Source organism: Geojedonia litorea (genome assembly GCF_042654525.1).
Taxonomy (GTDB): domain Bacteria; phylum Bacteroidota; class Bacteroidia; order Flavobacteriales; family Flavobacteriaceae; genus Geojedonia; species Geojedonia litorea.
The window spans coordinates 970,637-982,982 of sequence record NZ_JBHSGP010000014.1 but is presented as its reverse complement, the minus strand read 5'-3'; the positions used below and the strand labels follow the sequence as shown (position 1 = coordinate 982,982).

Here is a 12,346-nt window from a genome sequence, read left to right as displayed (position 1 = left end):
TTATAACTTATTTCAATTTTAAATATTTTCTCCCCAATTGTTCAATTCTTCTTCTGACCAAAGCTCTGGGAAAAATATGCGTCTCTGGTATTTTGGATGCATATATTTTTTCCAATCACTTCCTCCTGTTGCTTCGCCATCTCCCATTCCGCTTTCAATATAATGTTTGGCTGTGTTATAATGCGCCATTACCCAAGTCACGTTAACTGTATAGTCATAATGCCTCATAGCCTTAACTAAATCAGGGTCTTTTTGATCATTTACTGGCAACTCCTTAAAACGAGTCCATAAGTTTTTAGTATTGTACGTTTCCATAAAACGTATAAATTCATCCTTATACCGATTTTCAAAATTAATCAAAAGTGTTGATTTTTTGCCCGTTTTGTAATCTTTTCCTGCCGCTTGCCAATATAAATGCTCAAATGCGTGCTCAAATGGTGTATTTCTATCAATATTATGCCTAAATCTGTAATCTATTAGATTAATTAATTCTGTAGAAGCAAATTCAATGAGTCGATATTGTGCACTTTGAAATCCGCTTGCCGGGGTCAAGGTGTACCTAAACTTCATATATTGTTCAGACTCCATACCTTCTCTCATGATATTGAAAGAGGTCGTTAACATGTCGAAATACCTGCTGATACGCATGATTTTAGACTCAAAAAATTCAACATTCAATATTGTCTTTTCTGCAACCTGCCTAATTTCCCAGAGAATCATTTTAAATATAAGCTCATTGATTTGATGATAAGCAATAAACACCATTTCATCAGGCAAAGTAGTACGTTGTATCTGTAAGTTCAGTAACGCATCTGTTTGAATATAATCCCAATAAGTAATTGGTTTACTGTAAAGCAAACCTAGAAGATGATCATCTGTGTCTTGGTCTATTGCAGCATACTTTTCTTGAAGGGCTTTAATTATAGGGTCAAAATCTTGTGGGTTGGTCATAATATATTAGTCAAATATAATTGGAAATGGATGTTTTAATCCTTTAAAAGCTTCTAAATCAGCTCTTAAAGAGCCAACAGCCAAGTCAGCCTTAATTTTTAAAGGGATCTTATTCTCATCGGCGCTTACCCAAAGTGTCAAACTCTCTTGCTCTTTAAATACGCGGCCAGCCATTACGTAAGGTCGAAACATCAACGCATTTACTTTTCCAAACTCTGTTTTTATAGTTTCACGTCCCAAAAATTTAAGACGGAATTTGAAATTTTCTTCGTCAAAAAACATGTTTAAAGAAACTACATCGCCTTCTTTAATTGAACGTGTATCATAATTATTTCGTAAATAATAAAATGCCGACACCATATCTTGAACATCTTTTTCGGTGGCATATATCCCATGAGTATTATGTTTTTTATTATTGACATAGGCCTTTTTATCATTATGGTCAAATTCAATCTCTATATCTTTGGTATGACCACCTTCATCAATTTGCCTTATAGATTTGTATGGCAACCCCGTATACTTATCAAAGTAACTTTCGTACCTGTCTTTCACCTTAAAGAACCATTTTATGGCACCTGTTGTCCAACCTTTACCAACAACATGGTAAACCGGTTTTCCTTTATATAATGTTTCCTTTACTTCTAAAGTTGCATTTCCTGCTTTTAGAAAACCACTATAACTCATTTCAAACTTAAACCATTCACCGTCTTTAAAGGCTTGATTTTGTTGGGCCAAAGTTAAATTTGTTATCAAGAAAAATGCCAATAGCAGCATTAGCGCTTTTAAGTGTAGGTTATTCTTGAATTTAAAGAATACACTAAACATCTTATGGGGCATTAGATTCAATATTAGATATTTTAATCGACGTTTCATGTTTAATATAATTGCAAATGTAACTTTTTAAATGACATTTTATTGTTCAATTACTTGAATTACAATTACTGTTCCAAAAGTATAAAATTTATAACAACCCGTATTTGATAAGATGTTATAGTTATGTTAGAATTTAAGAACAAAAAGACCTGTTAAGTTCTAGAATCTAACAGGTCTTTTTGATCATAAAAACGGACTTTAAATTAAAGTGTGCCTCGCTTCTCTTGTTCTCTTTCTATGGATTCAAAAAGCGCTTTAAAGTTGCCTGCTCCAAATCCTTTTGCACCCATTCTTTGTATAATTTCAAAAAAGAGCGTTGGTCTATCCTCCACTGGTTTTGTGAATATTTGAAGGAGATAGCCTTCTTCATCAGCGTCAATCATAATACCTAGCCCTTTGAGGGTTTCGATATCTTCCCTCAATTGGTGACTATACTCTTCCAATCGTCCTGGGACTGCCCTATAGTATTCTTCAGGTGGCGTTGATAAGAATTCTACACCCCTCGATCTTAATTGAGATACCGTTGTTATAATATCGTCTGTAGCTACGGCAATATGCTGAACTCCTGGTCCTTCATAAAAATCTAGATATTCCTCAATTTGAGAACGTTTTTTACCTTCGGCAGGTTCGTTGATTGGAAATTTTATACGTCCATTACCATTACTCATCACTTTACTCATTAGCGCCGAGTATTCAGTATGAATTTGCTTATCGTCAAACGACAAAAAGTTAACAAACCCCATTACGTCTTCATACCATTTTACCCAAGTATTCATTTCGCCCCAACCTACATTTCCTACCATATGGTCAATAAATTTCAAACCTACTGGTTCTGGGTTGTAATCTGATTTCCACTCCACAAAACCTGGCATAAATTTACCATTGTAATTTTTACGCTCAACAAACATATGAACCGTTTCACCATAGGTGTAAATACCAGCTCTTACAATTTCACCATGCTCATCTTTTTCAACTTTGGGCTCCATATATGATTTCGCTCCTCGCTTGGTGGTTTCTTCATAAGCACTTCTAGCATCATCTACCCAAAGCGCTACAACTTTTACGCCATCTCCATGCTTAACGATGTGGTCATTGATAGGCGATTTACTATTTAATGGTGTAGTTAGTACTAACCGAATCTTGTCTTGTTTTAATACATAACTTACTTCTTCTTTGGAGCCAGTTTCTAGCCCTTTATAAGCGAAGGATTGAAATCCAAAAGCGGTTTTATAGAAATGTGCCGCCTGTTTGGCGTTTCCTACATAAAATTCAACATAATCTGTTCCTAAAAGTGGCAGAAAGTCTTCTGCACCTTCAAATATTTTTTCTAAACCGTAGTTTACTGATGTTATTTCTTTACTCATTGTTTTAAAAGCATATAGAAGTTAGAATAGAGAGAAAAGACCAATTAATTATTTAAGAATTCAACGTCCTTTTTGAAACTCTGCTATTTTTATCTTCAGGTTTATTTAATTTTTCTTTGTTTTAAATCTACACTATTACTCCAACCAAGATGTGTGATAATCTTCGTCAGCTATTTTCATGGCATCTTCAGTTACCATTAAAGGTTTAAATGTATCGACCATAACCGCTAACTCATCGGTTTTGGTTTTCCCAATACTACGTTCAGTTGCTCCAGGATGTGGCCCATGAGGAATCCCTGCTGGATGCAGTGAAATATGACCCGCTGCTACATCATTCCTACTCATAAAATCACCATCAACATAATATAAAACCTCATCGCTATCGATATTACTGTGATTATATGGCGCAGGTATAGATAAAGGGTGATAATCGTATAACCTAGGCACAAAACTACATACTACAAAAGCATCGGTTTCAAAAGTTTGGTGCACTGGTGGCGGTTGATGTATACGACCTGTAATGGGTTCAAAGTCATGAATAGAAAATGCGTAGGGGTAATTATAACCATCGTATCCAATTACATCAAAAGGATGTGAAGCATATACCATTTCAATGATTTCGTCTTGTTTTTTCACCTTGATTAAAAAATCACCAGACTCATTATAAGTTTCCAATTCTTGGGGCCTTCTAATATCACGCTCGCAATAAGGAGAGTGCTCCAACAATTGTCCAAACCAGTTGCGATAGCGCTTTGGCGTATAAATTGGGCGACGCGACTCTACTATAAACAACCTGTTATCTTGCGTATCAAAATCTATTTTGTAAATAATGCCTCTAGGCACCAACAAATAATCGCCATACTTAAAATCAAGGTTTCCAAGATGTGTACGCAATTTGCCAGAGCCTTTATGTACAAATATGAGTTCATCGGCATCTGTGTTTTTATAAAAATAATTTGCAGTTGACTGTTTTGGTGCTGCTAATTGAATTGCACAATCTGAATTTATTAAAACCGTTGACCTACTTTGCAAATAATCGTTTTCTGGCTTGACTTGAAAACCCTTAAACCTATATGATTGTATATTATTTGATTTTGCAATCTTGGGAGCAACACTATACTGTTTAATAATTTGTTTGACCTGTGTAGGTCGTTGCTCGTGATAGGAATTGGTTGACATCCCATCAAAACCAATTGTACCAAATAATTGTTCGGCATATAAAGTACCGTCTGGTTTTCTAAACTGTGTATGACGTTTAGGTGGTATTTTTCCTAATGTATGATAAAAAGGCATTTTCTGTAATTAAAAAGTTAGAATTTAAAAGTTTATTCAACTAAACTCATGTATCAAAATATATTGAAAATTTGATAACTATTTATAAAGATACAAATATGCCTGCTTATTCAGGATTTCTCTTGATAAGAAATTGGAGATGAAGAAGTAAGTCGTTCCAAATCGCTTTCATATGGTACAAATATCGTAAAAATTTTAGGACTTTTTAAAACCAAAACCCAATATTGAAAAACCAAATGCTCTTTTTAGTTTCTGGAGACCATGAATATTGAGCCTGAACAGGGCCTAAAAATGTTTCAATGGCATATCCCAATGCATAACCACTGTAATCTGGGGCTGTAATCCATTCGCCAGTTTCAAAAATATTATCCTCTACATTTGAGTAATTAGCAGCGGCTGTTATATGATGCTTTTTAAAAAGTTCATAGTCAAAACTTAAAGTCCCTTTTACAAAACTATTACCGGTAAGAGCAATGTAATCATAACCATAAAATGACGTAAAATTATTGATGAAATTATTCGCATACCCGCCCAATGCAAAATTGAGCGAATTTGTAGAATCATCGCCAACTTTAAAACCACCCTGCGACTGAATATTAACAGAAAATTTGTCTGAAAAACTAAAAGCGTAACCAATATCGGCTTTTGCAATTGAGAATTGGGAAAAGCCTTTATTAAAGCTCGAGGCGTGAAGATATAGATGGAAATCCCCATTAAAATAAAAACCTCGTTTAGGAAATGCTTTACTACTGTAAGTGTCTAGTTTTAAAGTACCGAACAGACTAATATAATCTGTGTTTTCAAAAACTATTTCATCTCTTTGGTCAGAGTTTATAATGGTTTCAGAAGTTATATTTAATCGTTTATGTTCAACCCCTAAACTTAAGGCAAAGTCCTTTCTAAAAAGGGTTTGCAAATAAAACTGGTTGGTTTGATCTTGCAATTCCACATCAATTTTATTTAAGGCTGGTAATGCAGGGTCATCCTCATCTAAAAGCAGGCTTGCAGTGACATTTTTATGAAATTGATTAAATCTAGATCTTACACCTATACTCCAATAAAATCCCTTATCAATAAAATAATCAAAATTATAGCGCACATTGTCTCCTAGAATTATATCTAAAGATGCTAGGTCATTATCAAAAAACAAACGTTTCTTTGTAAAATTCACAAGGGCTGCGCTCTTATAGAGTTCATCGTAATGCAAGCCAAGTTTTAAAAATGTTGTGATTTCATTTTCAGCAACATAGGCAATTAAATCATACCCCACACTATCATTAGATTTTTTAAACTCATATTGAAATGAGTCAAAATTATTGGTCGCAATTAAATTATTTACGCCTTTACTAAACTCGTCATAACTCACTTTAGCAGCATTTTTTAATTTTAGTTTACCTAATATGTATGCTTTTGTGTAGTGTTTATTCCCATTAAGAACAATTTTATTGATGATAATACTATCTTGAGGCTCAATTTTAACTTTATTATTAAAGTTTCTTGGTTTTGGTAATGATAAGGTCTTTAATTGCTCTACTTTTCTCAATGCCGCAATTTCCCCGCTTTCAACAATTTTTCGACCTTCGCTAAACGATATTACAGAAAACTCCTTAATATTCGGCTTAATATAAATATCTGTTTGCTTAGCCTTTTTACGCATATCGTTAATTGTACGATAATTGTTAATTTGAAGTAAAATATCTGGTGCAGAAGCCAATTCTTTTCTACCCACTAGAGTATCCTGTACATCAACCCCAATAATTTTTTGGAGGCCTTTAGCTTTAAGCTCATCTATAGGATAATTATTAGTCACGCCTCCATCTATGAGTATTTTGTCACCAATAATTACAGGCCTAAAAAGTGATGGGAATGCCCCACTGGCGGTAATTGCTTGGGCCAAATTTCCTTTATCTAGAAAAACCTCTTCTCCTGTTTCTATATTTGTTGCTATACAGAAAAAGGGTATGGGCAACTTATTAAAATCATCGATCTCGCTAACGTGCAAAGTGAGTTTGGTCAATAAATTATACACATTTTGTCCGCCAGACAAGGCTGAAGGCAATTTCAGTTTAAACTTGTCGAATGGCAATGTAATGGCATAGCGCTCTGAATTGTCACGTTCATAAAAGGTTTTGGCTTCTCGTGGTAAATTATCGCTAATGACATCGTCAAAATTTATGGACCTAAAAATAGAATCCAATTGTTTACCCGAATATCCCGAAGCATAAAGGCCTCCAATAATGGCGCCCATGCTTGTCCCTGCCACATAATCTACTTTAATGCCTAGACTATCTATAACTTTTAAAACTCCAATATGCGCAAATCCTTTGGCACCACCACCACTTAGCACTAAACCAACTTTTAATGAGTCATTAGGTTGGTCTAATTGCGCATGTGTTTGGAATCCAAATCCAATATATATAAATATTATGAAGAATAGTCGCTTCATTTATTTTGATAATACTCTATAATTTTTTTTGCCTTTGCTGAACCAATAACAGCCTCAAGGTCATCAAATGTTGCCTTTGAAATACGTTTAACCGATTTAAATTCTTTCATAAGTGCCACAACTGTTTGTTCACCAACTCCAGAGATGGTTTCCAATTCGGTAGTCAAAGCACCTTTGCTCCTTCTATTTCGATGGTGTTCAATCCCGAAACGATGCGCTTCATTTCGCAATTGTTGAATAATTTTTAAAGTTTCACTTTTTTTATCTAAATATAATGGAATTGGATCATCTGGATAGAATAATTCTTCTAAACGTTTGGCAATTCCTATAATCGCTATTTTTCCTCTTAAATTTAGTGCATCTAAACTCTTCAATGCTGAAGACAATTGACCTTTACCACCGTCTATGATAATGAGTTGTGGTAAAGGGAGACCTTCGTCTAGTAATCGTCTATAACGTCTATGAACTACTTCTTCCATAGAAGCAAAATCGTCAGGGCCTTCAACGGTTTTAATATTAAAATGGCGATAATCTTTTTTACTGGGTTTTCCGTTTTTAAATACCACACATGCTGCAACCGGATTTGTCCCCTGTATGTTAGAATTATCAAAACACTCAATATGTCGAGGCTCGGTTTTTAGTCGCAAATCAGCCTTCATTTGAGCCATAATTCGATTGGTGTGTCGGTCAGGATCTATGATTTTCACCTGTTTAAACCGTTCCATTCGATAATATTTAGCATTACGTTCAGAAAGTTCCAAAATACGTTTTTTATCTCCTAATTTTGGAATCGTAATCTTAATCTCATCACCGAGATTTACCCTGAAAGGCACATAAATTTCTTTTGATTTAGAATGAAATCGTTGTCTAATTTCGGTTATAGCCAGTTCCAATAACTCCTTATCAGATTCTTCTAACTTTTTCTTTATTTCTAAAGTATGTGATCTAATAATAGAACCAAATGACAACTGTAAAAAATTGACATACCCGTAGCTTTCGTCACTAATAATGGTAAATACATCGACATTACTAATTTTTGGATTTACAATTGTAGATTTTGACTGGTAATTTTCTAAAATGTCTATTTTCTCCTTTATTTTTTGGGCTTCCTCAAACTGCATGTCGACCGCCATTTGTTTCATTTGCACTTTAAACTGCGACAGCGAATCTTTAAAATTTCCTTTTAGAATTTCCCTTATAGCTTTAACATTATCATGGTAACTAATTTCAGTTTGATGCCCTTCACAAGGGCCTTGGCAATTCCCTAAATGATATTCCAAACACACTTTATATTTCCCTGCATCAATTTTTTCTTTGGATAAATCATAATTACACGTTCGCAGTTGAAACAACCCTTTGATTAGATCTAATAGGGTGGATACCGTTTTCATACTAGTGTATGGCCCAAAATATTCAGATCCATCTTTAAAAACACGCCGGGTTGAAAACACTCTTGGAAATCGTTCGTTTTTTATGCAAATCCACGGATATGATTTGTCATCTTTAAGCAATACATTATAACGGGGTTGATACTTTTTAATAAGATTATTCTCAAGCAAAAGCGCATCTGTTTCGGTGTCAACAACAATATGCTTGATAGTATGTATTTTTTTTACAAGTACTTTTGTTTTTCCATAATCGTGTTGCTTGGTAAAGTAAGAACTTACTCTTTTTTTTAAGTCTTTGGCCTTTCCAACATACAATAATTTACCATCGACATCAAAATATTGATAGACTCCAGGCTGGTGCGGAAGGGTTTGTAATTGTATGTCCAATGTAGGATTTTGCATTGATTCAAAGGTATCAATTCAATTTTTATAATATTAAATTTAAATAAAAAACATATTTTTTGGCTTAACTTTATCCGTACCTTGCACAACTTTTTAAATTAAAAAAATGACAAAGAAAATAATTGGAAGGGTTGACAAAGTAGATTTTCCAAAGTTAAACCTTTTTAATGTTGATGTTAAAATTGATACTGGCGCTTATACTTCTGCAATTCACTGCTCTGAAATAATAGAAGAGAATAATACCTTAAGATGCACTTTTAGTAGCAAAGGTCATCCCAATTTTAAAAGCGAGAATATTATATTTGAAAATTATTCGCGTACCGATGTGAAAAGCAGCAATGGATTTAAGGAAAATAGGTTTAAAATAAAATCGGAAGTCATTTTCTTTGGTAAAACCTATAGGATTAACTTAACTTTAAGCACAAGGGATGATATGAAGTTTCCAGTCTTGATTGGTCGACAGTTTTTGAGTAAAAAGTTTATGGTCGATGTCGATCTAGAAAATCAATCCTATAATTACAAGCAAGCATGAACATAGTTATATTATCAAGAAACTCTGGTTTATATTCAACCCAACGTCTCATTGAAGAAGGGCGAAAACGTAATCACAAAATTGAAGTCATAGACCCCTTAAAATGTGATATCATTATTGAAAAGGAAAAGCCTACTATATATTATAAAGATCGCTATTTAGATTATGTTGATGCCATTATTCCAAGGATTGGAGCCTCAATCACGTTTTATGGTTGTGCAGTTGTTCGCCAATTTGAAATGATGAATGTGTTTAGTATTGCCACATCAGACGCTATTTTACGCTCAAGAGATAAATTAAAAAGTTTACAACGCTTAAGTAAAGCTGGAATTGGTATGCCTAAAACCGTTTTTACTAATTATTCTCGTGATGTTGAAGAGGTCATTGAACATGTAGGCGGCGTCCCTGTAATTATTAAACTTTTAGAAGGCACTCAAGGATTGGGTGTGGTTTTAGCCGAAACAAAAAATGCGGCGGAGTCGGTATTGGAGGCTTTTAATGGTTTAGAAGCTCGAGTAATTGTTCAAGAATTTATAAAAGAAGCTAAAGGCGCCGATATTAGAGTGCTTATGGTAGATGGCCAAGTGGTAGGAGCTATGAAACGTCAAGGTAAAGATGGAGAATTCCGATCGAATTTACATAGAGGCGGAAGCGCCAATATCATTAAATTAAACGAAGCAGAAATTAGATTGGCCATGAATGCGGCTAAAGTGCTGAAACTTCCTGTTTGTGGTGTGGATATGCTTCAATCTGCCAGAGGACCATTGTTATTAGAGGTCAATTCTACCCCTGGACTTGAAGGGATAGAAACCGCAACAGGCAAAAATATTGCCAGAGCCATTATTACCTATATTGAAAAAAATCATAAATGAATCAGGTCCACAAAAAAGTTATAACCATTCTTGGTAAGGCTATTAAAACAGGCGAAAGTTATGAAGCTCGTTTTGATGTGGCTAATTTACATACATCTTCAAGTGTTGATGTCCCTGTAATAATTGAACGCTCAATCAAACCAGGCCCAATTGTATTACTTACGGCAGGCATTCATGGAGACGAGGTTAATGGCGTAGAAATTATTCGACAAATTATTGCTTCGGGTATGAACAAACCAAAGTGTGGTACCATAATTTGTATTCCCGTTATTAATATTTTTGGGTTCATCAACTTAAAACGAGAATTCCCTGATGGAAGGGATTTAAATCGCGTATTCCCTGGACTCAAAAAAGGTTCTTTGGCAAGTAGAGTCGCCTATAAACTTGTTAACGAAGTTGTCAAGGAAGTTGATTTTATAATCGATTTTCATACCGGCGGTGCTGGACGATTTAATGCGCCTCAAATTCGAATTACAGAAAACAATAAAGAATTGGAAAATCTTGCGACAGTTTTTGGAGCTCCTTTCGTTTTATTTTCAAAAGACATCAAAAAGACATTTAGAAGTACTTGTAACAAGCTTGGCAAGCCCATTTTATTATTTGAAGGTGGAAAATCATTTCATATAGACAAACATGTAACCACCATTGCCTTAAATGGCGTGAAACGAATTCTTCATAATTTAGGCATGCTCAATCCTAGATTTAAAGCTTCAAAACCAGCCTCTAAGCCAGTTTTTATTAACACAAGTCGTTGGCAACGCGCTAATTTTTCAGGAATGTTTAGAGCTTCAATTAAAATTGGTACAAAAGTGATCAGAGGCGAAGTTTTAGGAACCATTACCGACCCTTATGGAAAATTTAACCATCCGGTAAAAGCGCTTCAGGGAGGCTATATTATTAACGTCAATGAATCTCCCATAGTTTATCAGGGTGATGCGCTGTTTCATATTACATCTAAATTGAAATGACCAAATTAGAATTGCGAAATTTATATAAGTCTAAACGAAACACGTTAAGCGAAAAAGATGCTGAAGACTTAAGTCTTAAAATCGCCAATCAATTATTGAGTCTTACAATTTGGGAAGGTGATTTTTACCATATTTTCCTCTCTATTATTGAACAAAAAGAAATCAATACAGAATATATTTTAAATATTCTTTCAGGAAAGGATAAGAACATTGTTGTCCCTAAAATTGATCCAAAAACCGATACTTTGAAAAGTTATCTACTTACCGATAACACAACAATCAAAAAAAACAAACTCAATATTCCACAACCTATAGATGGCATTGAAATCGCTTCAAATACTATTGATGTTGTGTTTGTGCCCCTTCTGGCTTTTGACGAAAATGGCCATCGTGTAGGTTATGGCAAAGGGTATTATGACAGATTTTTATCGCAGTGTAAACCTGATACCCTTAAAATCGGGCTATCATTTTTTTATCCTGAAAAACCTATAGATGATGTTCATGAAGCAGATGTAAAACTGGACTATTGTGTTACTCCAAATTCTATTTACACGTTTGCTTCATAATTAGCGGCGTTATGTTCCTTTATAGGTTCATTTTCATTAAACGCTTTTTTATTAAACAGCACCAATATGCCAATGCCTGTACTTATGGCCACATCTGCAACATTAAATACGGGTTCGAAAAACGTAAAAAACTTACCTCCAAAGAACGGAATCCAGTCTGGCATTACCCCTTTCCAAATGGGAAAATGCAACATGTCCACAACTTTACCATGAAATAAACTTCCGTAGCCTCCTTCTGCTGGTAAAAATGTTGCTACTTGACTATAACTGTCATTAAATAAAACCCCATAAAAAACAGAATCAATAATATTACCAAGGGCTCCAGCAAAAATCAATGAAACAGCGATTATCAAGGTTTTTGATGCCTGCTTTTTAATAGATGACAGCAACCAATACCCAATACCAAAAACAGCAATAATTCTAAATAAGGTTAAGCAAAGCTTCGCGGTTTCTTCAGAAATAAAAGGAATAAAATCACTCAATTTGGTACCCCAAGCCATGCCATCATTCTCTACAAATGCAATTTGAAACCAATTAAAAACGATAGTTCGGTCACCTAATGCAAAATGCGTTTTGATGTAAATTTTACTTAATTGATCGATAAGTAATATCAGGATAATTATAAATGAAGCTTTTTTTAAGGACATTTAAGAGCTTACTTTTTTAAAAGAAAACGTCCTGCCGTAGCAAG

11 protein-coding genes are annotated in these 12,346 nt (G+C 34.4%); 4 read left to right on the top strand and 7 right to left on the bottom strand.

All coding sequences use genetic code 11. The features are described 5' to 3' along the window. Window positions 1-18: 18 nt before the first annotated feature. The 6 genes from ACFO5O_RS12295 to uvrC form a co-directional block, all read right to left on the bottom strand. Entirely contained in the window at window positions 19-951 is a 933-nt protein-coding gene (locus ACFO5O_RS12295) for a tryptophan 2,3-dioxygenase family protein (RefSeq protein ID WP_387964195.1), read from the bottom strand. A 6-nt stretch (window positions 952-957) separates the two neighbouring features. Then, window positions 958-1,725: a DUF3108 domain-containing protein gene (locus ACFO5O_RS12290; protein WP_387965129.1), complete on the bottom strand. Its 768-nt coding sequence runs from the start codon at window positions 1,723-1,725 to the stop codon at window positions 958-960. A 302-nt stretch (window positions 1,726-2,027) separates the two neighbouring features. After that, window positions 2,028-3,188 carry a 4-hydroxyphenylpyruvate dioxygenase gene (hppD, locus tag ACFO5O_RS12285; RefSeq protein WP_387964193.1) on the bottom strand — a complete coding sequence of 387 codons (1,161 nt, stop codon included), beginning with the start codon at window positions 3,186-3,188 and terminating at the stop codon, window positions 2,028-2,030. 135 nt (window positions 3,189-3,323) lie between these two features. Beyond that, entirely contained in the window at window positions 3,324-4,481 is a 1,158-nt protein-coding gene (locus tag ACFO5O_RS12280; protein WP_387964191.1) for a homogentisate 1,2-dioxygenase, read from the bottom strand. A gap of 205 nt (window positions 4,482-4,686) precedes the next feature. Next, window positions 4,687-6,927, bottom strand: a complete 2,241-nt coding sequence (locus tag ACFO5O_RS12275; protein ID WP_387964189.1) for a patatin-like phospholipase family protein — start codon at window positions 6,925-6,927, stop codon at window positions 4,687-4,689. Next, on the bottom strand, window positions 6,924-8,717 hold the full coding sequence (gene uvrC, locus ACFO5O_RS12270) for an excinuclease ABC subunit UvrC (RefSeq protein WP_387964187.1): 1,794 nt from the start codon (window positions 8,715-8,717) through the stop codon (window positions 6,924-6,926). Before uvrC ends, ACFO5O_RS12275 begins: the two co-directional genes overlap by 4 nt. Before the next feature lie 106 nt (window positions 8,718-8,823). Here uvrC and ACFO5O_RS12265 point away from each other — a divergent pair, with 106 nt between their 5' ends. From ACFO5O_RS12265 to ACFO5O_RS12250, 4 genes are read left to right on the top strand one after another with little or no spacing between them, the layout of a single operon-like run. After that, a complete protein-coding gene (locus ACFO5O_RS12265) occupies window positions 8,824-9,249 on the top strand; it encodes an ATP-dependent zinc protease family protein (RefSeq protein WP_387964185.1) in 426 nt (141 codons plus the stop codon). Continuing rightward, entirely contained in the window at window positions 9,246-10,121 is an 876-nt protein-coding gene (gene rimK / locus ACFO5O_RS12260; RefSeq protein ID WP_387964183.1) for a 30S ribosomal protein S6--L-glutamate ligase, read from the top strand. The genes ACFO5O_RS12265 and rimK overlap by 4 nt, the downstream gene beginning before the upstream one ends. Beyond that, window positions 10,118-11,089, top strand: coding sequence for a succinylglutamate desuccinylase/aspartoacylase family protein (locus ACFO5O_RS12255; RefSeq protein WP_387964181.1), 972 nt, complete (start codon window positions 10,118-10,120; stop codon window positions 11,087-11,089). The genes rimK and ACFO5O_RS12255 overlap by 4 nt, the downstream gene beginning before the upstream one ends. Beyond that, the gene (locus tag ACFO5O_RS12250) at window positions 11,086-11,655 is read left to right on the top strand and encodes a 5-formyltetrahydrofolate cyclo-ligase (protein ID WP_387964179.1); all 570 of its coding nucleotides are present in this window, start codon (window positions 11,086-11,088) and stop codon (window positions 11,653-11,655) included. The genes ACFO5O_RS12255 and ACFO5O_RS12250 overlap by 4 nt, the downstream gene beginning before the upstream one ends. On the opposite strand, the gene ACFO5O_RS12245 is transcribed toward ACFO5O_RS12250, so the two are convergent. After that, window positions 11,637-12,302, bottom strand: coding sequence for a lipoprotein signal peptidase (locus tag ACFO5O_RS12245; protein WP_387964177.1), 666 nt, complete (start codon window positions 12,300-12,302; stop codon window positions 11,637-11,639). The two genes, ACFO5O_RS12250 and ACFO5O_RS12245, sit on opposite strands and share 19 nt — an antisense overlap. Window positions 12,303-12,346: the final 44 nt, after the last annotated feature.

What these genes read in the sequence shown, in the direction of transcription:
- ACFO5O_RS12250 (WP_387964179.1), top strand. Translation starts at nt 11,086, where the DNA reads ATGACCAAATTAGAATTGCGAAATTTATATAAGTCTAAACGAAACACG.
- ACFO5O_RS12245 (WP_387964177.1), bottom strand. Translation starts at nt 12,302, where the DNA reads ATGTCCTTAAAAAAAGCTTCATTTATAATTATCCTGATATTACTTATC.
- uvrC (WP_387964187.1), bottom strand. Translation starts at nt 8,717, where the DNA reads ATGCAAAATCCTACATTGGACATACAATTACAAACCCTTCCGCACCAG.
- ACFO5O_RS12255 (WP_387964181.1), top strand. Translation starts at nt 10,118, where the DNA reads ATGAATCAGGTCCACAAAAAAGTTATAACCATTCTTGGTAAGGCTATT.
- hppD (WP_387964193.1), bottom strand. Translation starts at nt 3,188, where the DNA reads ATGAGTAAAGAAATAACATCAGTAAACTACGGTTTAGAAAAAATATTT.
- ACFO5O_RS12265 (WP_387964185.1), top strand. Translation starts at nt 8,824, where the DNA reads ATGACAAAGAAAATAATTGGAAGGGTTGACAAAGTAGATTTTCCAAAG.
- ACFO5O_RS12275 (WP_387964189.1), bottom strand. Translation starts at nt 6,927, where the DNA reads ATGAAGCGACTATTCTTCATAATATTTATATATATTGGATTTGGATTC.
- ACFO5O_RS12290 (WP_387965129.1), bottom strand. Translation starts at nt 1,725, where the DNA reads ATGCTGCTATTGGCATTTTTCTTGATAACAAATTTAACTTTGGCCCAA.
- ACFO5O_RS12280 (WP_387964191.1), bottom strand. Translation starts at nt 4,481, where the DNA reads ATGCCTTTTTATCATACATTAGGAAAAATACCACCTAAACGTCATACA.
- ACFO5O_RS12295 (WP_387964195.1), bottom strand. Translation starts at nt 951, where the DNA reads ATGACCAACCCACAAGATTTTGACCCTATAATTAAAGCCCTTCAAGAA.
- rimK (WP_387964183.1), top strand. Translation starts at nt 9,246, where the DNA reads ATGAACATAGTTATATTATCAAGAAACTCTGGTTTATATTCAACCCAA.